The organism is Phenylobacterium parvum, assembly GCF_003150835.1.
In the GTDB taxonomy this organism is placed as follows: Bacteria; Pseudomonadota; Alphaproteobacteria; order Caulobacterales; family Caulobacteraceae; genus Phenylobacterium; species Phenylobacterium parvum.
This window is the reverse complement of sequence record NZ_CP029479.1, coordinates 1,870,146-1,892,500: the sequence shown is the minus strand read 5'-3', so window position 1 is coordinate 1,892,500 and position 22,355 is coordinate 1,870,146. Positions and strand designations below refer to the sequence as shown.

Below are 22,355 nucleotides of genomic sequence, written 5' to 3'. Positions count from 1 at the left end.
AATTCTGGGATGACTTGTGGATAGGGGTGAAAGGCCAATCAAACCTGGACATAGCTGGTTCTCCGCGAAAACTATTTAGGTAGTGCGTCAGACGAATTCCTTGGGGGGTAGAGCACTGGATGGATGCGGGGGTCGCGAGATCTACCAATTCTAACCAAACTCCGAATACCCAAGAGAACTATCTGGCAGACACACGGCGGGTGCTAACGTCCGTCGTGAAAAGGGAAACAACCCTAACCATCATCTAAGGCCCCCAAGTAACGGCTAAGTGGGAAACGATGTGGGATTGCTTTGACAACCAGGATGTTGGCTTAGAAGCAGCCATCATTTAAAGAAAGCGTAACAGCTCACTGGTCAAGCGATCCTGCGCGGAAAATGTAACGGGGCTCAAGCCGTTCGCCGAAGGTATGGGTGTGCGCAAGCACGCGGTAGCGGAGCGTTCCGTAAGCCTGTGAAGGTCAGTCGTGAGGCTGGCTGGAGGTATCGGAAGTGAGAATGCTGACATGAGTAGCGACAAAGAGTGTGAGAGACACTCTCGCCGAAAGTCCAAGGGTTCCTGCGTAAAGCTAATCTGCGCAGGGTTAGCCGGCCCCTAAGGCGAGGCCGAAAGGCGTAGTCGATGGGAACCAGGTGAATATTCCTGGGCCAGTTGGAAGTGACGAATGCCGTAAATTGTCAGGGCTTATTGGATTGTCCTGGCAGTGAAGGTGTTCCTGGAAATAACTCCAACGGAGACCGTACCCGAAACCGACACAGGTGGACTGGTAGAGCATACCAAGGCGCTTGAGAGAACTATGCTGAAGGAACTCGGCAAATTGCACGCGTAACTTCGGGATAAGCGTGACTCTCCTCTGGGCAACCAGTTGAGAGTGGCACAGGCCAGGGGGTAGCGACTGTTTATCAAAAACACAGGGCTCTGCGAAGCCGTAAGGCGACGTATAGGGTCTGACGCCTGCCCGGTGCCGGAAGGTTAAAAGGAGGGGTGCAAGCTCCGAATTGAAGCCCCGGTAAACGGCGGCCGTAACTATAACGGTCCTAAGGTAGCGAAATTCCTTGTCGGGTAAGTTCCGACCTGCACGAATGGCGTAACGACTTCCCCACTGTCTCCAGTGTAGACTCAGCGAAATTGAATTCCCCGTGAAGATGCGGGGTACCCGCGGTCAGACGGAAAGACCCTATGAACCTTTACTACAGCTTCGCCTTGGCGTTAGCTGCAACATGTGTAGGATAGGTGGGAGGCTATGAAACCGGGGCGCCAGCTCTGGTGGAGCCATCCTTGAAATACCACCCTTGTTGCTGTTGACGTCTAACCAGGACCCGTTATCCGGGTTTGGGACATGGCGTGGCGGGTAGTTTGACTGGGGCGGTCGCCTCCCAAAGTGTAACGGAGGCGCGCGATGGTGGGCTCAGAGCGGTCGGAAATCGCTCGTCGAGTGCAATGGCATAAGCCCGCCTGACTGAGAGACTGACAAGTCGATCAGAGACGAAAGTCGGCCATAGTGATCCGGTGGTTCTGCATGGAAGGGCCATCGCTCAACGAATAAAAGGTACTCTAGGGATAACAGGCTGATTTTGCCCAAGCGTCCACAGCGACGGCAAAGTTTGGCACCTCGATGTCGGCTCATCACATCCTGGGGCTGGAGCAGGTCCCAAGGGTTCGGCTGTTCGCCGATTAAAGTGGTACGTGAGCTGGGTTCAGAACGTCGTGAGACAGTTTGGTCCCTATCTGCCGTGGGTGTACGAAGCTTGAGAGGATCTGTCCCTAGTACGAGAGGACCGGGATGGACACACCTCTGGTGGACCTGTCGTGGCGCCAGCCGCGCAGCAGGGTAGCTAAGTGTGGACTAGATAACCGCTGAAAGCATCTAAGCGGGAAACTAACCTCAAAACAAGGCTTCGCCGAGAGTCGTGGTAGACCACCACGTTGATAGGCCGGGTGTGGAAGTGCGGCGACGCATGGAGCTTACCGGTACTAATCGCTCGATCGGCTTGATCGTTCTTAGTTGAACTCATGATTTGCTTTGATGGCCGTGGTTTCGGCCTGATGTCTTCTCTTCATCCGTTTCGTTGACCTGGTGGTTATGCCGAGAGGTCCCCACCCGATCCCATTCCGAACTCGGTCGTTAAGCCTCTCTGGGCCGATGGTACTTCGTCTTAAGGCGCGGGAGAGTAGGTCGCCGCCAGGTCTGCCGAACGGATGAACAGTCACCCTTCAATTCCGATCCCCCTCCGCTATAGCGGAGCCGTTTGCCGCGGGGTGGAGCAGCCCGGTAGCTCGTCAGGCTCATAACCTGAAGGTCACAGGTTCAAATCCTGTCCCCGCACCCAGACCGTCTACGGCCCCTCCGGTTTCCCGGCGGGGCCGTTTTCGTTTCCGGGCCCCTCGTGCGCGCCCTTCGCGCCGTGTATTCACATCGCCATGTTTTCGCCTGTCGACGCCGTTCCCCCGCCCCCCGAAGTCGAGGTGGTGGTGGTCCGCCCGGTCAACCTGCCGCCGCCCGTGGGCGCGGTCGTCTTTTCGCGCCTGCGGCTGGAGGGAGAGGATCTTGCCGGCGCTGTCCGTCCTGACGGAGTCCTGAAGCAGGTCCCGGGGGTCAGCCTCTTCCGGCGCAACGGCTCGGAAGCCGCCAATCCCACCACCCAGGGCCTGTCCCTCAGGTCCATCGCGCCGTCTGGCGCCGGCCGGGCCCTGGTCACCCTGGACGGGACGCCGCTGAATGATCCTTTCGGGGGCTGGGTCATCTGGTCGGCGGTCCCGACGGAACGCCTGGCCACGATCGACGTAGTCCGCGGCGCCGGGGCTGGGGCGTGGGGCGCAGGCGCCCTGACCGGCGTGGTCTCCCTCACGGAGCTGTCGTCGGAGTCCCGTACCTTTCGGGGCGACCTCTCTGCGGGCGACCACGGGCAGTCGCGCGCCGCGTTCGCCGTCTCGGAGACAGGCCTCACGCTTTCAGGTTCGGCGGCCAGTGGCCCCCGCTTTACACCTGTCCGTGGGGACGCCCGGGGGGCTGCTGACCGACCCGTGGACCTGGCGTCCTACGGTGGAGCCTTCCGGCTCCAGCGGGACCTAGGCCCCGCCGCCGCCGCCGTCAGCCTTTCGGCCTGGCGGGAGGACCGGGAGTCCGGCCTGGCGGGCGCCGCCTCACGGTCCGAGGGCGCCTCGGGGGCCTTGACCCTGGCGAACCTGGAGGCGGGATCGGGCTGGCGGCTCCAGGCCTGGGTCCGCGCCTCTGACCTCGAGAACACCTCGGTCAGCGTCGCTGCGGGCAGGGCGACCTCCACCCCCGCCTCGGACCAGTTTTCGACCCCGGCTCTCGGATGGGGCGTGAACGCCGCCTGGCGTGTCAATCCGGGGGCCTGGTCCCTTGAGGCGGGAGCGGATGCGCGTCTGGCCGAAGGGCGCGCCCACGAGCGCTTCCGCTACCAGTCCGGCGCCTTCACGCGCGGGCGCGAGAGCGGCGGCCGGACGTCGGTCGCCGGGCTATACCTGGAAGGCGCCTGGGTCGGTGAGCGGGTCGTCCACTCCGGCGGCGTGCGCATCGACGCCTGGTCGCAGGGGCAGGCCCTGCGGCGCGAACGGGACCTCGCGACCGGGGCGGTGACCCTCGAGAGCCGGGCCCCGGACACTTCAGGGGTTCGCGGCAGCCTGCGGTTCGGCTCGCGGCTGGACCTCTCGGAGGGCCTCGCCCTGAGGGCCGCCGCCTATACGGGGTTTCGTCCGCCGACCCTGAACGAACTCCACCGCCCCTTCAGGGTGGGAAATGACGTGACCGAGGCCAATCCGGCCCTGCGCCCGGAGACCCTTTCGGGCGCTGACATCGGGCTGGAGGGCGACGCCGGCGCATGGACCTGGAGCGCGGGCGCCTTCTTCAACCGCCTGTCGGATCCGGTCACCAACGTCACGCTGGCGACCGGACCCGGCGTCTTCCCGGTCGCGGGCTTCATCCCGGCGGGAGGGACCCTTCGCCAGAGACGGAACGCCGGCGGCATCGACGCCTGGGGCCTCGAGGCGGAAGCCCGCGGGACTGTCGGGCCGGTGGACCTGCGCGCCGCAGCGGCCTGGACCGACGCTGAGGTGGACGGCGGCTCTGCCGCACCCCAGCTGACTGGCCTCCGTCCCGCCCAGACCGCGAGGTTCACCGCCACGGCGGGGGCGACTTGGCGTCCTGTGGAGCCGGCGGTCCTCAGCCTGTCCCTCCGCCATGAGGGCGAGCGGTTTGACGACGACCTGAACACCCGCCGGCTCAAGGCCGCCCTGGCCCTGGACGCCCGCGCCGCCTGGAGCCTGACCCCGGAGACCGAAGTCTATCTCGCGGTCGACAACCTTTCCGACGCAAAGGTCCAGACCGCCCTCGCCGGCGACGGCGCGGTGAGCCTGTCCGCCCCCAGGACAGTGCGACTGGGTTTCACCCTGCGCACGGGGAGCGGCGCGAGACGCCCATGAACTACAGCCACGCCTTCCACGCCGGCAACTTCGCCGACCTCGTCAAGCACACCGCCCTGCTTGCGGTGCTGGCGAGGTTGCAGGCCCGCGGCGCTCCCCTGTCCGTGATCGACACGCACGGGGGGCGCGGGATCTACGACCTCTCGGCCCCGGAGGCCCGCCGGTCGGCCGAGGCGGAGAAGGGCGTGGCGCGGCTGATGGACGACGCCGGGCCGCCGGAACCTGTCCTGGCCCTTCGCCACGCGGTCCGGGACCTCGATCCCGGTCCTGGCGCCCGGCTCTATCCGGGCTCTCCCCGGCTCGTCGCCGACCGCCTCGGTCCCCGTGACAAGCTGACGGCCTTCGAACTCAACCCCCGCGAGGCCCAGGCTCTGAAGGCGGCCCTGGCCGGGCGGCGCGGCATCGAGGTGCGCGAGGCCGACGGCTTCGAGGGCGCGCCTGGCCTGGCGGCGGGGGAGGGCGCCCGGTTCATCCTGATCGATCCCCCCTTCGAGCGCGGCGATGACTATGCCCGCAGCGCGGAGACCCTGCGGCGGATCCAGGCGCACCGGCCCGACGCGGTGGTGATGATCTGGCTACCCTTGAAGGACCTTGAGACCTTTGACGCCTTTCTCCGGGACGTCGGGGACTGCAGGGACCTGCTGGTCGCCGAGGTCCGGCTGCGTCCGTTGCGGGACCCTTTGAAGATGAATGGCTGCGCCCTGGTCGTCGCCTCGGCGCCGGAAGGCCTGGACGCTGACCTGAAGGCGATCTGCGGTTGGACCGCCGCCGCCCTCGGCGAGACGGGCGAAGCCCGGGTCTGGAGGCCCGGGTGCTGAAGCGCGGGCTGGATATCGCCGCCGCAGCGGCGGGGCTCCTGCTGCTCTGGCCCGTCCTTTTGGGGATAGGGCTGGTCGTCCGCCTGGACAGTCCGGGCCCGGCCCTGCACTGGTCCCGGCGTTTTGGGGCCGACAACCGGCTCTTCCTCATGCCGAAGTTCCGCACCATGCGCACCGATGCGCCGGACGTGGCGACCGAGGCCCTGCAGGATCCCGACAGGTGGATCACCCCGGCCGGGCGCTGGCTTCGTCGGACCAGCCTGGACGAACTGCCCCAGCTCTGGAGCATCTTCATCGGCCAGATGAGCCTCGTGGGGCCCCGCCCCGCCCTGCATACCCAGGACGACCTCATCGAGATGCGCACGCGATTGGGCGTCCAGGTCCTGAGACCCGGACTGACCGGGTGGGCGCAGGTCAACGGGCGCGACGTCATCGACCTGAACCGGAAGGTGGAGCTCGATGCGGAGTATCTGGCCCGTCGCTCCCTTCGCTTTGATGTCGCTGTGATCCTGCTGACCCTTCGGGAGGTCTTCACGGGGCGGGGCGTCACGCACTGACGGGGCGGATTGACCGGGCGGATTGACCGGGCGCGCCAAAGTCCTGCACAAGATGGTCTTGGCCCCTTTCGCGAACCGGAGTCCTACCAAGATGCGCACGCCCCGAAAGTCCCTGACCGTGATGGCCCTGGTTGCGGGCGTCTGCCTGGCCGGCGGAGCCGTGGCGGCCGTCAACGCCAAGTCCGTGATCGAGGCCCGTGAGGCCAACTTCAAGACCATGGGCAAGGCGATGAAGACAATGAACGACGGCCTGAAGGCCGACGCGCCGGACATGGCCGCCATCGCTGCGAACGCCGCGACAATTCGTGGGCTGGCCCCCAAGATCACCACCTGGTTTCCCAAGGGCACCGGGCCGGAGTCCGGCGTGAAGACCGAAGCCAAGGCCGAGGTCTGGAAAGACGCCGCCGGCTTCGCCGCCGCTGCGCGCCGCCTGGAGCCGGAAGCCGCCAAGCTCGAAGCCCTGGCCCGCGCCGGGGATGTCGCCGGCGCCCGCGCCCAGGTCCGGGTGGTCGGCGGGACCTGCAAGGGTTGCCACGACAAGTTCAAGGCCGACTGAATCCCGGACAGCCAGGGTCTGAGCCCATGAGTGAACCGACCACCCGTGTCTGGGACGGCCCGACCCGCCTGTTCCACTGGGCCCTGGTCATCCTGATCCTGGTGGCCTGGCTGACGGCTGAGGAACAGATGACGGTCCACCGGGGCGCCGGTTACGCCATCCTGGGTCTCTTGGCCTTCCGGGTCTGGTGGGGCCTCGCCGGCGGATCAACCGCGCGGTTCACCCACTTCGTCAGGGGCCCGGGCGCCATTCGCCGGTATATTGCGGCTTCCCGCGAAGGGACAGTGGGCGAGCACGCCGGGCACAACCCGCTGGGTGCGCTGTCTGTCCTGGCCCTGTTGGGCCTGGTCGGGCTCCAGGTGATCCTGGGCCTGTTCGCCATCGACGAGGACGGGTTCGAGGGCGGTCCGCTGTCTGACGGCATAGACTTTGAGCTCGCACGCCAGATCGCCGAATGGCACGAACTCACCTTCAGGCTCCTGCAGGGCCTGGTCGTCCTGCATCTGGCGGCCATCGTCTACCATGCCGTGCGCCGAAGGGAGGACCTCGTCCGACCGATGATCACAGGCGTCCGCCGCTTCCGGGGCCCCGTGGAGGGCCTCGTCCGGGCGCCGCTCTGGCGCCTGGCGGTTGGGGTCCTGATCGGGGTGGCGGTGGGTTACGCCGCCTCCCGCGGCTTCCGCCTGCGCTAGGCGCCCGACGCGCCCTTCAGGCAGTTCAGCCAGGCGTCTTCGCGGGCCTTCTCGGCGACCCGGAGCTTGTCCTCGGCCTCACGGACGCCGGCGTCATGCTTGCGCCACTCCAGAACGGCGCCCTCCCGGGCGGCGCGGGCCGCTTCCAGGGTCTCGAAGCGCGCCAGGACGGCCCGGACGCTGTAGTTCACCGGCGGTCCCACCGTCTCGCGGTCGGGATAGACCCCGGTGATGGAGTCCGCCGTCTCGCTTTCGATGAGGAAGACGTCCGCCCAGCCGGCGTGGTGACGCATCAGGGCCCAGGGGCGCGCGATCTGGTTGGTCATGGTCGTTCCTCGTCTCAGGGGGCGATGCCCGTTATCTAGCGCGGACTGGCGCGGCCTCCAACGGGGCCGGCCACAGAATCGGCTTCCGTCCCGCTACGGATTGGGGGAAAACCGTCGGCATTGCATCCGGCCCCCTTCAGGCCTCCTTTCCCTGCGTCGAATTTCATCGGAGCACCCATGTCGGGCATTGTCATCGCCCAGCGTTTCTGCGGCCCCCCGTCATCCGGAAACGGAGGCTACTGCGCCGGCTTGCTGGCCGAGGGCATTCCCGGACCGGCCACCGCAGTCCTGAAGGCCCGGATTCCCCTGGATGCGCCCCTGGACCTGTTGGGAGACGCTGGCCACCAGATGCTGAAGAGTGAGGCGGGCGAAGTGATCGGCGAGGGGCTCCCCGCGACCCCGGACGCCCTGCCCGAAGTCCCGTCACCGCCGACCTGGGAGGCCGCAGTCGTCGCGGAAGCCCGGCACATCGGCATCGGACAGCGTTTTCACCCCATCTGCTTCTCCTGTGGTCCTGAAAGGGCCGAGGGCGACGGCCTCCGGGTCTTTGCCGGTCAGGTCGAGGGGGCTCCGGAGGGGCATCTCGCCTGCACCTGGACCCCCCACCCCAATTTCGCCGACGCCAGCGGCCTCATTCCGACCCCGGTGATCTGGGCGGCGCTCGACTGCCCCGGCTTCTTCGCCTGGGTCGTCCGCGAAGGGCGTCACGGCGCCCTTCTCGGCACCATGACGGGGGAAGTGCTCCGCCACCCCAGGGCGGGCGAGGCCTGCATCGTCACCGCCTGGCCGCTCGAGCGTTCCGGCCGCAAGGAGACCGCGGGGGTTGCGCTGTTCTCGGCGCAGGGCGAACTTCTGGCGCGGGCCTACCAGGTCTGGATCGTGATGAACGCGCCGCCCCGTCCGGCGGCGGCCTGATCCGGTCCCGGCGGGGCCGGGGCCCAATGAGGGGGAGCTGCGCCATGAAACCCGCCTCCATGTCGGACTATCGCGAGCGCGCCCGCCGGCGGCTGCCGCCCATGTTCTTCGAGTACATCGACGGGGGGTCCTACGCCGAGGAGACCCTGAGGCGGAACGTCCGCGACCTGGAGGCCATCGCGCTTCGCCAGCGGGTCATGCGGGACATGTCCAAGGTGGACCTTTCCACCACCCTCTTCGGCCAGACCCTGTCCATGCCGCTGGCCCTGGCCCCGGTCGGGATGGCGGGCATGTACGCCGCCCGCGGCGAGGTGCAGGCCGCCCGGGCGGCGGCGGGCGCCGGGGTGCCGTTCTGCCTTTCCACGGTCGGGGTCTGCTCGATCGAGGAGGTGGCCGCCGCCGGGACCCCGCCCTGGTTCCAGCTCTACATGCTGAAGGACCGCGGCTACATGCGCGACCTGATCACCCGGGCCAAGGACGCTGGCTGCCCGGTGCTGGTCTTTACCGTCGATCTCCCCATTCCCGGCGCCCGTTACCGGGATGTCCGGTCGGGCTTCACGGGCCTCAGCGGCCTGCCTGCGGCGATCAACACCCTCTGGCAGGGCGCCACCCACCCCGCCTGGTCCTGGGACCTCTTCACGCAGGGGCGCCCCCACACCCTCGGGAGCGTCCAGGCGGCGGTCCAGGGAGGGGGACGGGTCAACGATTTCCTGGCCTGGATCGCCCGCAATTTCGACCGCTCGGTCACCTGGAAGGACCTGGATTTCGTCCGCGAGATCTGGGACGGGCCCATCGTCATCAAGGGCGTCCTCGATCCCGACGACGCCCGGGACGCCGTACGTGCCGGGGCGCAGGGCCTGGTGGTCTCCAACCACGGGGGCCGGCAGCTGGACGGGGTCTCATCGTCCATCGCCGCCCTGCCGCGGATCGCCGATGCGGTCGGCGGCGACCTGGAAATCCTGATGGATGGCGGGATCCGCTCGGGACTGGACGTCCTGAAGGCCCTGTCGCTGGGCGCCAGGGCCTGCCTGGTGGGCCGTCCCTGGGCGTGGGCCCTCGGGGCTGGCGGGGAGGCGATGGTTTCACGGATGCTGGGCGTCATGCGCTCAGAACTCACCACGGCCATGATCCTGACCGGGTGCACGACGGCCGCACGGGCGAACGCCGACATGCTCGATGTTGCGGCGCCGCAGAATCTTTCGCCCTGACGTCGTTGCAGGCGTCGACAAGCCTGCGCCCAGCCGGTAATGCGACGCGGTTATGCGCGTGAAAACGGCCCTTTGGGCCGCGTTCGCGTGCGCCTTGAAGCGATTGGAGTGGGGTTCGCCATGAGGGCTCCGGAAAAGCAAGGTCTGTACGATCCGCGCAACGAGCATGACTCCTGCGGGGTGGGGTTTGTCGCCAATATCAAAGGGCGCAAATCGCATGATGTCGTGGCCAGCGGCCTGGAGATTCTCATCAATCTCGACCACCGGGGCGCCGTGGGCGCCGATCCCCTCGTCGGGGATGGGGCCGGGATCCTGATCCAGATTCCGGACGCCCTTCTGCGCGACTGGGCCGGGGAGGCGGGCGTCGACCTGCCCGAGGCGGGCCGCTACGCCGTGGCCATGTGCTTCCTGCCGCAGGACCAGGAGACGCGCGACGTCGCCATCCAGCAGTTCGAGCACTTCCTGAGGGTCGAGGGCCAGGTCCTGCTGGGCTGGCGCGACGTGCCCACCGACACCACAGGCCTGGGCGAGGCGGTGCTGGCCCAGATGCCGGTCATCCGCCAGGCCATCGTCGGCATGGGCCCGAACGTCCGTGACCAGGACGCCTTCGAGCGCAAGCTGCTGACGATCCGCAAGCAGCTCCAGAACCCGCTTGCCGAACTGGCGATCCAGAAGAGCCTGCCCAATCTTACCCAGCTCTACCTGCCCTCGTTCTCGACCCGGACGGTGGTCTACAAGGGCCTGCTGCTGGCCAACCAGGTGGGGAGTTTCTACCGCGACCTGCGCGATCCGCGCACGGTCTCGGCCCTGGCGCTCGTGCACCAGCGCTTCTCGACCAACACCTTCCCGTCCTGGAAGCTGGCCCACCCCTACCGGTTCATCGCCCACAACGGTGAGATCAACACGGTCCGGGGCAATGTGAACTGGATGAACGCCCGCCGCCGCACCCTCGAGAGCGATCTCCTGGGGCCGGACCTCAACAAGATGTGGCCGCTGATCCCGCACGGCCAGTCGGATACGGCCTGCCTGGACAACGCCCTCGAACTCCTGATCGCCGGCGGCATCCCGCTGGCCCAGGCGGTGATGATGCTGATCCCGGAGGCCTGGGCGGGCAACCCGCTGATGGATCCGAAGCGCCGGGCCTTCTACGAGTACCACGCTGCGCTCATGGAGCCGTGGGACGGCCCCGCCGCCGTGGCCTTCACGGACGGCCGCCAGATCGGCGCCACCCTTGACCGAAACGGCCTGCGGCCCGCGCGCTTCATCATCACCGACCAGGACAATGTCATCATGGCGTCCGAGGTCGGCGTCCTGCCGGTCCCGGATGAACGTATCGTCCGCAAGTGGCGGCTGCAGCCGGGCAAGATGCTGCTGATCGACCTCGAGCAGGGGCGGATCATCGAGGACGAGGAGATCAAGCGCACCCTCGCCGAGGCCGAGCCCTACGAGGAGTGGCTGTCACGCACCCAGTTCAAGCTGGAGGACCTGGCTGAGGTCACCCCGGTGGAGCCGCCGCCGCCGGCCGATCCGGCCAGCCTGCTCGATCGCCAGCAGGCCTTTGGCTACACCCAGGAGGACCTCTCCCACTTCCTGGAGCCGATGGCCCGGTCGGGTGACGATCCGATCGGCTCGATGGGCTCGGACTTCCCGATCGCCGTCCTGTCGAAGCGCTCCAAGCTGCTCTACGACTATTTCAAGCAGAACTTCGCCCAGGTGACCAATCCGCCGATCGACCCGATCCGCGAGGAACTGGTCATGAGCCTGGTGTCGATGATCGGCCCGCGCCCCAACCTTCTGGGACGCCAGGCCGGCGCCCACAAGCGGCTTGAGGTGGCCCAGCCGATCCTGACCAACGAGGACCTGGCCAAGATCCGGTCGATCCACCAGTTGCTCGACGGCGCCTTCCGTACTGCGACCCTCGACGCCACCTGGCCGGCCTCGGAAGGGGCGGCGGGCCTGGAGGCGGCGATCCAGCGCCTCTGCCGTTCGGCCACCGACCAGGTCCTGGCCGACAGCAACATCCTGATCCTGTCGGACCGCGAGGCGTCCCGCGACCGGATCCCGATCCCGGCCGCCCTGGCGACCGCTGCGGTTCACCATCACCTGATCCGGCAGGGACTGCGCATGCAGACCGGCCTGGTCATCGAGACCGGTGAAGCCCGCGAGGTGCATCACTTCTGCGTCCTGGCCGGCTATGGCGCCGAGGCCGTGAACCCCTACCTGGCCTTCGAGACCCTCGAGGACATCCGGGTCAGCAACAGCCTGCCCGAGGCCGCCTACGAGGTCCGCAAGAACTACATCAAGGCGGTCGGCAAGGGCATACTGAAGGTCATGTCCAAGATGGGCATCTCGACCTACCAGTCCTATTGCGGCGCCCAGATCTTCGACGCCGTCGGCCTGTCGAGCGAGTTCATCGAGGCCTACTTCACCGGCACCGCCACCACGATCGAGGGCGCGGGACTGGTCGAGGTCGCCGAGGAGACCGTCCGCCGTCACCGGGACGCCTACGGCGACTCTCCCATCTACGCCGACATGCTGGATGTGGGCGGGACCTACGCCTACCGCCTGCGCGGGGAGTCCCACGCCTGGACGCCGGAGTCGGTCTCGCGCCTGCAGCACGCCGTCCGCGGCAACCTGCCTGACGAGTACCGGGCCTTCGCCCAGTCCATCAACGACCAGGCCGAGCGCCACCTGACCCTCCGTGGCCTGATGCGCTTCCGCAATGCGGAGACCCCGCTGGGCCTTGACGAGGTCGAGCCGGCATCCGCGATCGTCAAGCGGTTCGCCACCGGCGCCATGAGCTTTGGTTCGATCAGCCGCGAGGCGCACACCAACCTGGCCATCGCCATGAACCGGATCGGCGGCAAGTCGAACACCGGCGAGGGCGGCGAGGAAGCCGACCGGTTCAAGCCGCTCGCGAACGGGGATTCCCTGCGCTCAGCCATCAAGCAGGTGGCCTCCGGACGCTTCGGCGTGACCGCGGAGTACCTGGTCAACGCCGACGATATCCAGATCAAGATGGCCCAGGGCGCCAAGCCCGGCGAGGGTGGCCAGCTGCCCGGCCACAAGGTCGACGCCAACATCGCGCGTGTCCGGCACTCGACGCCGGGCGTGGGCCTGATCAGCCCTCCGCCGCACCATGACATCTACTCGATCGAGGACCTGGCCCAGCTCATCCACGACCTCAAGAACGTCAACCCGGCGGCCCGCATCTCCGTGAAGCTGGTGTCCGAGGTTGGGGTGGGCACGGTCGCGGCCGGCGTCGCCAAGGCCAGGGCCGACCACGTCACCATCTCCGGCTACGAGGGCGGCACGGGGGCCTCGCCCCTGACCTCCCTGACCCATGCCGGTTCGCCCTGGGAGATCGGCCTCGCCGAGACCCAGCAGACCCTCCTGCTCAACGGCCTGCGCTCGCGCATCGCCGTCCAGGCGGACGGGGGCCTGCGCACCGGCCGGGACGTGGCGGTGGCGGCCCTGCTGGGCGCGGATGAGTTCGGGTTCGCGACGGCGCCCCTGATCGCCTCCGGCTGCATCATGATGCGCAAGTGCCACCTGAACACCTGCCCGGTGGGGGTGGCCACCCAGGATCCGGTCCTGCGCGCCCGGTTCACCGGCCAGCCCGAGCACGTCATCAACTACTTCTTCTTCGTCGCCGAGGAGCTTCGCCAGATCATGGCCGAGCTCGGCTTCCGGACGGTCTCGGAGATGGTGGGACGGGTGGACCGGCTCGACATGCAGCCGGCCGTCGACCACTGGAAGGCCGCCGGGGTCGACCTGTCGCGCATCCTGCACGACGGCGCCGCCCGGGACCGGGCGGTGCTGAACCACCAGGACCGCCAGGAGCATGGCCTTGAGAGGGCCCTGGACCAGCAGCTGATCCGCGACGGCGCCGAAGCCCTGGAGGGCCTTGGCCCGGTCCGGGCGACCTACGCCGTCCGGAACATCAACCGTACGGTCGGCGCCATGCTGTCGGGTGAGATTGCCCGCCGCCATGGCCACGCCGGCCTGCCCGACGGGTCCATCAGCCTCTCCTTCACGGGACAGGCGGGCCAGAGCTTCGGCGCCTTCGCAGCCCGTGGCCTGACCCTCGAACTGTCCGGCGACGGAAACGACTACGTGGGCAAGGGGCTCTCAGGCGGGCGGGTCATCGTCCGCCAGCCGCCCTCGGCCCAGCGTGACCCCACCGCCAACATCATCGTCGGCAACACCGTCCTCTACGGCGCCATCGCCGGCGAGGCCTACATCGAAGGGGTGGCCGGCGAGCGCTTCGCTGTCCGCAACTCCGGCGCGGTGGCCGTGGTGGAAGGCGTGGGCGACCACGGCTGTGAGTACATGACCGGCGGCGTGGTCGTGGTCCTGGGCGACACGGGCCGCAATTTCGCGGCCGGCATGTCCGGGGGCGTGGCCTATGTCTATGACCCCGCCCAGAAGTTCCCCTTGCTGTGCAACGCGGCCATGGTGGACCTGGAGCGCATCGATCCGTCGGTCGGCGGCGACGAGGGCCGTCCGAGCCAGCGTTCACCCTCGGTGGACGACTCGGGCATGGGGGACATGCTGGCGCATGACGCCGAGCGCCTGAGGATCCTCATTGAGCGCCACCTGCTGCACACCGGCTCGCGCCGGGCCGCGCAGATCCTCGAGACCTGGGAGGCTTCCCTGGGTCAGTTCTGGAAAGTGATGCCCAAGGATTACCGCCGGGCCCTCACCGACCTCGCCGCCGCCCGCCGGGCCGGCGCCGCGGTCGCGGCAGAGTAAGGAGTCGAGACATGGGAAAGCCGACCGGTTTCCTGGAGGTCGCCCGCCGCGACCGCGACTACCAGCCGCCCCAGGAGCGGCTCCGCAACTATCGCGAGTTCGTCAATCCGCTTCCGACCCAGGAGCTGGTCGCACAGGCTTCGCGCTGCATGGATTGCGGGATTCCGTTCTGTCACAACGGCTGCCCGGTGAACAACCAGATCCCGGACTTCAACAACCTCGTCTACCGCGAGCAGTGGAAGGCCGCCCTGGACAACCTGCTGTCCACCAACAACTTCCCGGAGTTCACCGGCCGCATCTGCCCCGCCCCCTGCGAGGCCTCGTGCACCCTGAACATCCAGGACACGCCGGTCACCATCAAGACGATCGAGTGCCAGATCATCGACCGCGGCTGGGAAGAGGGCTGGATCACGCCGCACATGGCCCCGCGCGGCACGGGCAAGCGGGTGGCGGTGGTCGGCTCGGGCCCGGCGGGCCTGGCCTGCGCCCAGCAGCTGGCCCGCGCCGGCCACGCGGTGACGGTGTTCGAGAAGAGCGACCGGATCGGCGGACTGCTGCGCTACGGCATTCCCGACTTCAAGATGGAGAAGCACCTCATCGACCGGCGCGTCGCCCAGATGGAGGCGGAGGGCGTGATCTTCCGCACCAGCTTCGAGGTCGGGGTGAACGTCTCGGTCCAGCGCCTGATGGACGACTATGAGGTCCTGGTCATGGCCGGCGGCGCAGAGGCGCCCCGCGACCTGGCGATCGAGGGCCGCGAGCTGGGCGGCATCCACTTCGCCATGGACTTCCTGACCCAGCAGAACAAGCGCGTAGCCGGCGATGATGAGCTGCGCGCCGCGCCCACCGGCGCCATTTCCGCCACGGGCAAGCACGTGGTGGTGATCGGCGGCGGCGACACGGGTTCCGACTGCATCGGCACCTCCAACCGGCACGGCGCCGCCACGGTGACCCAGCTGGAGATCATGCCGCAGCCGCCGGAGCGCGAGAACAAGGCCATGACCTGGCCGGACTGGCCCCTGCGCCTGCGCACCTCCTCCAGCCACCAGGAAGGTTGCGAACGCGAGTTCGCCGTCGCCACCAAGCGCGCCATTGGCTCCAACGGCCGGATCGAAGCCCTGGAGTGCGTGCGCCTGGAGTGGGTCGCGGGCCCCGACGGCCGCCAGCAAATGCAGGAGGTCGCGGGCAGCGAATTCCAGCTGAAGGCGGACCTGGTGCTGCTTGCCATGGGCTTTGTCGGCCCCCGGAAGTCCGGGTTCACCGAGCAGGCGGGGGTCGAGTTCGACGTCCGCGGCGCGGTGCGGGCCGATACGGTGTCCTACCAGACCTCGACGCCCGGGATCTTCTCGTGCGGCGACATGCGGCGCGGTCAGTCCCTGGTGGTCTGGGCGATCCGCGAGGGCCGGCAGTGCGCGCACGCCGTGGACGCCTTCCTGATGGGGACCTCGCGCCTCCCGCGCTGACCCGAAGGCGTTTGTCGCCCGCCCCGGCGGGGTCTAGGCTGGAGGCATGAGCGCTCCCGGTCCCCACATCCTCGTCACTGGCTCCACCCGGGGCATAGGGGTCGCCGTGACCCAGGTCCTGGCCTCCCGGGGCGTCCGTGTCGTCGGTCATGGCCGGACCGCCGGCGACGCCATCCTGGCGGAAGACCTCTCGGCCCCCGGAGCCGGCGCCCGCCTGTGGGAGTCGGCCCTGGAGCGCCTCGACGGTCGCATCGACGTCCTCGTCAACAACGCCGGGGTCTTTGAGCCGGCGCCGATCGAACTGCCGGATGCGGAGTGGGAGGCGGCCTGGGACCGGACCCTTCAGGTCAACCTTCGCGCGGCGGCGGACCTCTCGCGCCTCGCCGTCCGCCACTTCCTCGACCGGCCCGAGGGCGGGCGGATCGTCAATGTCGCCAGCCGGGCGGCCTATCGGGGCGACTCTCCCCAGCACTGGCACTACGCCGCCTCCAAGGCCGGCATGGTGGCCATGACCAAGTCCATCGCCCGGGGCTACGCGGCCCGTGGCGTGCTGGCGTTTGCAGTCTGTCCGGGGTTCACGATGACCGGCATGGCCGAGGATTATCTCGCCAGTCGTGGCGGCCCGGGCCTGCTGGCCGACATTCCCCTTGGGCGAGTGGCCGACCCGGGGGAGGTGGCCACCGCCGTCGCCTTCCTCGCCCTGGAGGCGCCGGCGTCCATGACGGGCGCCGTCCTCGACATCAATGGCGCCAGCTACGTGCGCTGAACCGGGAGGTTCCCATGCAAAGCCGTCGCCTCGCCCTGGTCTATCTGGTCCTTGGCCTTGCGGGCCTCGCCCTGACCTGGAGCCAGAACCTCGCCTATTTCGGTCCGGCCGCCGCTGGCGGGTTTGCCGATTTCCTGCGCGGTACGGTGGCCAACCCCGGCGCGCGCTCCATCGCCTTCGACATCCTGATCGTCGGGTGGACGGCCTCCATCTGGATGGTCATCGAAGGTCGCCGCCGCCGGATGAAGTTTGTCTGGCTCTACCCCGTCCTGGGCTGGACCGTGGCCATGGCCTTCGCGGTTCCCCTCTTCCTCGCCGTCCGGGAACTGGCGCTGCGTACGCCGCCGGAGATCGAGGGTCGCCCGGGCCTGATCGATGGCCTGGGGCTTGGTCTGGTGTCGGCCTTCGCTCTCGTCCTTCTCGTCCTCGGTGTCCGCGCCGCCGGACTGATTTGACAGGCGACGCGCCGGAGTCCTTCCTGTCGTTCGGACAAGACAGGGGAGGAAGACATGGCGCCCATTCCGAAGCGCGGGACCGTAGCCGTTACCGGGGCGGCGGGATTCCTGGGCGGCTGGACCGTCCAGCTGCTTCTTGACCGCGGCTACCGGGTCCGGGCCTGCGTCCGCGACGTGGACGCCCCCAAGCGGACCGCCTTCCTCAAGGCCATGCCGGGATATGCCTCCGGCCGGCTGACCCTGCACGCCGCCGACCTCGACCAGGACGGCTGCTACGACGAGATCTTCCGGGGCTGCCACGGGGTGGCCCACATCGCCCACGTCAGCACCTACGACGATCCGGCCTACGTCGCCCGGGTCTGCGACCACATCATCCGTAGCGTCGAGGCTTCAGGCTCGGTCACCCGCGTGGTCCTGACCTCGTCGATCGCCGCCGTGATCTCGGAGGCCGACATCTTCGAGGTGGCCCGGCGACCGGTCTTCTACGAGGACCGCTATCCGGATGAGTCCAACCCCAAGCGGACCCCGGATCGTGGGCAGGGCTATTCCATGGGCAAGCTCCATGCGGAGCGGGCCTTCGCTGACGCGGCCGAGTCCAGCGGCCGCTGGGACGCCATCACCTGCTGCCCCGGGGACAATGTCGGCCCCATCCTGTCCGCCCACCAGAAGGACATGGGCCCTTGGCAGCACAACATCGAGACCATGCTTCTGGGCAAGTACTTCCAGAACGGAGCCTACCGTCCCTGGATGACGGTCGACGTCCGCGACGACGCCCTGGCCCACATTGGCCTTTTGGAGAGCACCGAGGTCGCCAATGGCGAGCGGTTCATCGCCTGGTCCACCGACATGCGGAAGGTCGAGGACATCTGCGCCGACATCGACCGCCTCCTGCCGGAGATCGGCCACGATACGCCCCAGGTCACAGATCCCTTCCCCGAACGCATCCAGGCCCGGGAGGCGGAACTGCGCGCGGTCTGGGCCCTGGCCGACCTGCGAAATGACCGGATTCGCGCCGTGACGGGGATCGAGTTCCGCCCCCTGGACGACTCCATCCGGGACTGCGTGGAAAGCCTCCTGTCGGTGGCCGGCGTCGTGCCCAAGGTCCGCGCAGGATTCTCAAGACCCTGATATTTCAGGGTTAACGGGAATTTACGGCTTCCTTTGGCCGGCTTGTTAAGCCTGTCGCCGCATCCTTTGCGCCGAATCTTCGGGGAACGGCGGCGGGAGTAGTGGCGTGGCGTTAGAGACGACTCAGGGAGCCACGGGCGACGCCCAGGTCGATGGTCTCCTGTCCGGTTACAAGTGGACCGGGGTGATCAGCTTCAGCTTCCCGGACTCTGCGTCTGACTATCCGGCTTATCCCAATCCTGCCGCCGTCCAGTACTTCAGCTCCGTCAGCGCCCTGCAGAGGCAGGCCGCGATCAACGCCTTCAACCTGGTCGCCAGCTATACCAACGCCCAGTTCGTCAACAACGGGACGGACATCTCGGACATGCGGATCGGCCAGACCTCCGATCCGGGAACGGGCACGGCCTACGCCTACTACCCGATCGCCAGCGTCGGCGGTGTCGGCGGGGATGTCTGGTTCGGCGTCCAGTACGACTACCGGAACGCCCTGCCCGGGAACTACGCCTACGCCACCATGCTTCACGAGATCGGCCACGCCCTGGGCCTGAAGCATCCCCATGAGGTGGGCGGGCCCGCGCGCATCGCCCTGCCGGGCAGCCGGGACGCGCTTGAGTTCACCCTCATGAGCTACCGCAGTTTTCCCGGCGGTCCCATGACCGGCTACACGAACGGACCTGTCGATTTCCCGACCACCTACATGATGAACGACATCGCCGCACTCCAGGCGATGTACGGCGCGGACTTCACCACCCAGTCGGGCGACACGGTCTATGCCTGGTCGCCGACGACCGGCGCGATGACCCTGAACGGGGCCCTGCAGGGCGCACCGGCTGGCAATCGCATCTTCATGACGGTCTGGGACGGAGGCGGCCGCGACACCTACGACTTCTCGGCCTACACCACCTCCCTCCGGGTTGACCTGAACCCAGGGGCCAGTTCCTCCCTGTCAGCCGCCCAGACCGCCAACCTCGGCTATGGCCGGGTGGCCCAGGGCAATGTCTACAACGCCTATCAGTACGCCAGTGACCCCCGCTCCCTGATCGAGAACGCCATCGGCGGCTCTGGGGCGGACTCCCTCCTGGGGAACAGCGCCGACAACCTCCTGGAAGGCCGCGGTGGGGCCGACACCCTTGCAGGCGGCGCCGGGGCAGACACACTGTCCGGAGGCGATGGGGACGATCTCTATCTCGTCGATGGGGCTGCCGACCTCGTGACCGAGGCCGCGGGCGGTGGAACGGACACCATCAATGTCGCCATCGCCGTCGCGAACGGAAGCTACACCCTGGGCGCCGAGGTGGAGAACGGGACCCTGGTCAGCACCGTCGCCTTCACCCTGAACGGCAACGCTGTCGCCAACCGGCTGACCGGCAACGCCGCCGCCAACATCCTGAACGGCGGCGCCGGGAACGACACCCTGGTCGGAGGCGGGGGGATCGACACCCTGGCTGGCGGCTCAGGCGACGACGTCTACGTGGTGGACACCGGGGCCGACAGGGTCACCGAACTGGCCGGCGAGGGGACGGACCTGGTCCAGGTGGCGGTCAACCTGAGCGGCGGGACCTGGAACCTGGGCGACAATCTCGAGAACGCCGAGATCGTCTCGACCCTCGCCTACAACCTGACCGGAAACGCCCTCAACAACCGCCTGACCGGTAACGCCGCCATCAACCGCCTGGACGGGGGCGCCGGTGCGGACACCCTGGTCGGGGGCGGCGGCAACGACATCTACACCATCGACTCCCTCTCCGATTCCGTCGTCGAGGTTGCGGGGGGTGGGACCGACCTCGTGCAGGTCGCCATCACCACGGCGGGGGGACCTGGACCCTTGCGGCCGAGGTCGAGGAGGCGATGATCACCAGCACGGTCGCCTACAACCTGGCCGGCAACGCCCTGGCCAACCGTCTCACCGGCAATGCCGCCGCCAACCGGCTGGACGGCGGGGCCGGTGCGGACACCCTGAATGGCGCCGGGGGCGCCGACACCTTGGCGGGCGGGGCCGGCGACGACCTCTACGTGGTCCTCGGTGCGACGAACGTCATTGTCGAGACTGCAGGCGAGGGAATCGACACCGCCAATGTGGCGATCGCAGCCTCGGGCGGCGGCTGGACCCTGCCGTCCTTCCTTGAGAACGCGCAGATCACCTCCACGGTGGCCTTCAGCCTGACCGGCAACAGCCTCGACAATGTCCTGACGGGCAACTTCATGGCCAACACCCTGTCGGGCGGTGCAGGCGCCGACACCCTGGCCGGCGGCGCGGGCGATGACGTCTACCTGGTGGACAGCGCCTCCGACCTGATCGTCGAGGCCTCGGGCGCCGGTACGGACCTTGTCCGCGTCGGCATCACCCAGGCCGGCGCCAGCTTCACCCTGGCCGCCAATGTCGAGAACGCCGAGGCGACCGGCGGGGTCGCCCTCGCACTCACCGGGAACGCCCTCGCCAACCGCCTGACGGGCACTGCATCCGCCGACACCCTGGTGGGTGACCTTGGCGCGGACACCCTGGTGGGCGCCGGTGGCGCGGATTCCCTGGTCGGAGGCGCCGGCAATGATCTCTACCTGGTCGATTCCCTCTCCGACCAGGTGGCGGAGTCGGCGGGGGGCGGGACAGATACGGTCCAGCTCTCCGTCGCGACCGCCGGCGGCGCCTACACCCTCGGGGCCGAGGTCGAGAACGTCGTGCTGATCAGCACGGTGGCGTTCAACCTGACGGGCAACGGCCTCGCCAACAGCCTGACGGGCAATCTCGCCGCCAACGTCCTGGACGGCGGCGCCGGCGCAGATACCCTGTCGGGCGGCGCCGGAAATGACACCTACATGGCGGACTCCACGGGGGACCTGGTCGTCGAGGGCTTCGGCGAGGGGTGGGACCACGTCGCCATCGGCATCGGCACGGCGGGTGGAACCTACAATCTTGGCGGCAATGTCGAGAGCGCGACCTTGGTCTCGGCCGTCGCCTTCAACATCAACGGCAACAGCATCGCCAACGTGCTGACCGGCAATGCCGCCGCCAACCGGCTGGATGGCGGTGCGGGTTCCGACACCCTCACCGGGGGGGCGGGGGACGACACCTACGTCGTCGACTCCATCGGCGACACCCTGGTCGAGGCCGCCGGGGGCGGCGTGGACCTGGCCGAGGTCGGCATCAACCTCACCGGCGGAAGCTGGACCCTGCCTGACCAGGTTGAGAACGCCCGGCTCCTGGGCAACCTCGCCTTCAGCCTGAACGGCAACGGACTCGCCAATGTCCTGACGGGCAATGCGGCCGCCAACACCCTGTCTGGCGGCGCCGGGGCCGACACCCTCGTCGGCGGCGCCGGCGACGACGTCTACGTAATCGACAGTCTTTCGGACTCCGTTGTGGAGGCTGCAGGCGCCGGCATTGACCAGGTGCGAGTGGCCGTCACGAGCGCCGGGGGAACCTATGTCCTGGCCGCCAATGTCGAGAACGCCATCCTGGTGAACACCGTCGCCCATGACCTGACCGGCAACGGCCTCGCCAATGTCCTGACCGGTAACGCCCTCGCGAACCGGCTCGATGGCGGCGATGGCGGCGACACCCTCACGGGCGGCGGCGGGGCCGACACCCTGGTCGGCGGCGCCGGCGATGACGTCTATGTCCTGGACGACGCCCTGGACCAGGTGGTCGAGGCGGCGGGCGCCGGCGTGGACACGATCCAGTTCCTGCTGTCGACCACTGGGGCGACCTTCACCCTGGGCGCGGAGATCGAGAACGGGACCCTGATGTCCACCGGGCTCGTGAACCTGGCCGGCAACGCCGTCGCCAACCTTCTGACCGGTGGCGGGGGCTCCAACCTGATCACCGGCGGCGGCGGGGCGGATACAATCTCGGGGGGGACGGGCGACGACACCCTGTCGGGCGGGACGGGTACGGACCGGCTGACCGGCGGCGCCGGCTACGACGTCTTCCGTTTCGACAGCCTGCCGGACGCCGGCGCCGACCTCATCACCGACTTCGCCGTCGGCGTGGACAAGATCCATCTCAGCAGGGCGGTCTTCGCCGGCCTGGCCGGTGCGGCGGCGGGCCCCCTGGGCCTGGGCCTCTTCTGGTCGGGCGCAGGGGTCACGGCTGCACATGACGCCGACGACCGCCTCGTCTACGACACCACCACGGGGACGCTCTACTACGACCCCGACGGCCTGGGCGGCGCCGCGGCCATCGCCCTGGCGACTTTCGGGACGGCGAAACCCATCCTGTCAGCTGGCGACTTCATTCTCGCCGCCTGACGGGGAGGAAGCGCCCCAGGAGGCGTC

At 68.2% G+C, this 22,355-nt stretch carries 15 protein-coding genes, 1 tRNA gene and 2 rRNA genes (1 of these 18 only partly in view); 17 read left to right on the top strand and 1 reads right to left on the bottom strand.

Annotation, left to right across the window (positions count from 1 at the left end; translation table 11 throughout):
* From HYN04_RS09020 to HYN04_RS08985, 8 genes are all read left to right on the top strand, one after another.
* A 23S ribosomal RNA gene (locus HYN04_RS09020) occupies positions 1-1,997 on the top strand (it extends 790 nt beyond the left edge of the window).
* A gap of 74 nt (positions 1,998-2,071) precedes the next feature.
* A 5S ribosomal RNA gene (rrf, locus tag HYN04_RS09015) occupies positions 2,072-2,186 on the top strand.
* Positions 2,187-2,251: 65 nt separating this feature from the next.
* Positions 2,252-2,328, top strand: a tRNA-Met gene (locus tag HYN04_RS09010).
* Between the two features lie 91 nt (positions 2,329-2,419).
* Positions 2,420-4,444: a TonB-dependent receptor gene (locus tag HYN04_RS09005; RefSeq protein ID WP_110450458.1), complete on the top strand. Its 2,025-nt coding sequence runs from the start codon at positions 2,420-2,422 to the stop codon at positions 4,442-4,444.
* The gene (gene rlmJ / locus HYN04_RS09000) at positions 4,441-5,262 is read left to right on the top strand and encodes a 23S rRNA (adenine(2030)-N(6))-methyltransferase RlmJ (protein ID WP_110450457.1); all 822 of its coding nucleotides are present in this window, start codon (positions 4,441-4,443) and stop codon (positions 5,260-5,262) included. The genes HYN04_RS09005 and rlmJ overlap by 4 nt, the downstream gene beginning before the upstream one ends.
* Positions 5,256-5,819 (top strand): sugar transferase, encoded by a 564-nt coding sequence (locus HYN04_RS08995; protein ID WP_479684820.1) that lies wholly within the window; start codon positions 5,256-5,258, stop codon positions 5,817-5,819. Before rlmJ ends, HYN04_RS08995 begins: the two co-directional genes overlap by 7 nt.
* Before the next feature lie 91 nt (positions 5,820-5,910).
* The gene (locus tag HYN04_RS08990; protein WP_162599610.1) at positions 5,911-6,375 is read left to right on the top strand and encodes a c-type cytochrome; all 465 of its coding nucleotides are present in this window, start codon (positions 5,911-5,913) and stop codon (positions 6,373-6,375) included.
* Positions 6,376-6,401: 26 nt separating this feature from the next.
* A complete protein-coding gene (locus HYN04_RS08985) occupies positions 6,402-7,067 on the top strand; it encodes a cytochrome b/b6 domain-containing protein (RefSeq protein ID WP_110450455.1) in 666 nt (221 codons plus the stop codon).
* Here HYN04_RS08985 and HYN04_RS08980 read toward each other — a convergent pair.
* On the bottom strand, positions 7,064-7,393 hold the full coding sequence (locus HYN04_RS08980) for a hypothetical protein (RefSeq protein ID WP_110450454.1): 330 nt from the start codon (positions 7,391-7,393) through the stop codon (positions 7,064-7,066). The genes HYN04_RS08985 and HYN04_RS08980 overlap by 4 nt on opposite strands.
* Before the next feature lie 177 nt (positions 7,394-7,570).
* Between HYN04_RS08980 and HYN04_RS08975 the strand changes: the two genes are divergently transcribed.
* From HYN04_RS08975 to HYN04_RS08935, 9 genes are all read left to right on the top strand, one after another.
* Positions 7,571-8,308 (top strand): hotdog family protein, encoded by a 738-nt coding sequence (locus HYN04_RS08975; protein ID WP_110450453.1) that lies wholly within the window; start codon positions 7,571-7,573, stop codon positions 8,306-8,308.
* Between the two features lie 44 nt (positions 8,309-8,352).
* Complete coding sequence (locus tag HYN04_RS08970; RefSeq protein ID WP_110450452.1) at positions 8,353-9,516, top strand: L-lactate dehydrogenase; 1,164 nt, start codon at positions 8,353-8,355, stop codon at positions 9,514-9,516.
* A 120-nt stretch (positions 9,517-9,636) separates the two neighbouring features.
* The gene (gene gltB, locus HYN04_RS08965) at positions 9,637-14,271 is read left to right on the top strand and encodes a glutamate synthase large subunit (RefSeq protein WP_110450451.1); all 4,635 of its coding nucleotides are present in this window, start codon (positions 9,637-9,639) and stop codon (positions 14,269-14,271) included.
* A gap of 11 nt (positions 14,272-14,282) precedes the next feature.
* Positions 14,283-15,734 (top strand): glutamate synthase subunit beta, encoded by a 1,452-nt coding sequence (locus tag HYN04_RS08960; protein ID WP_110450450.1) that lies wholly within the window; start codon positions 14,283-14,285, stop codon positions 15,732-15,734.
* A 46-nt stretch (positions 15,735-15,780) separates the two neighbouring features.
* Positions 15,781-16,500 (top strand): SDR family NAD(P)-dependent oxidoreductase, encoded by a 720-nt coding sequence (locus HYN04_RS08955; protein WP_110450449.1) that lies wholly within the window; start codon positions 15,781-15,783, stop codon positions 16,498-16,500.
* 14 nt (positions 16,501-16,514) lie between these two features.
* Positions 16,515-16,955, top strand: coding sequence for a DUF2834 domain-containing protein (locus HYN04_RS08950; protein WP_110450448.1), 441 nt, complete (start codon positions 16,515-16,517; stop codon positions 16,953-16,955).
* 54 nt (positions 16,956-17,009) lie between these two features.
* Positions 17,010-18,083: an NAD-dependent epimerase/dehydratase family protein gene (locus HYN04_RS08945; protein ID WP_110450447.1), complete on the top strand. Its 1,074-nt coding sequence runs from the start codon at positions 17,010-17,012 to the stop codon at positions 18,081-18,083.
* 106 nt (positions 18,084-18,189) lie between these two features.
* On the top strand, positions 18,190-19,935 hold the full coding sequence (locus HYN04_RS08940) for a M10 family metallopeptidase (RefSeq protein WP_110450446.1): 1,746 nt from the start codon (positions 18,190-18,192) through the stop codon (positions 19,933-19,935).
* Positions 19,932-22,328, top strand: a complete 2,397-nt coding sequence (locus HYN04_RS08935) for a beta strand repeat-containing protein (protein ID WP_110450445.1) — start codon at positions 19,932-19,934, stop codon at positions 22,326-22,328. The genes HYN04_RS08940 and HYN04_RS08935 overlap by 4 nt, the downstream gene beginning before the upstream one ends.
* The last annotated feature ends 27 nt before the right edge of the window (positions 22,329-22,355 follow it).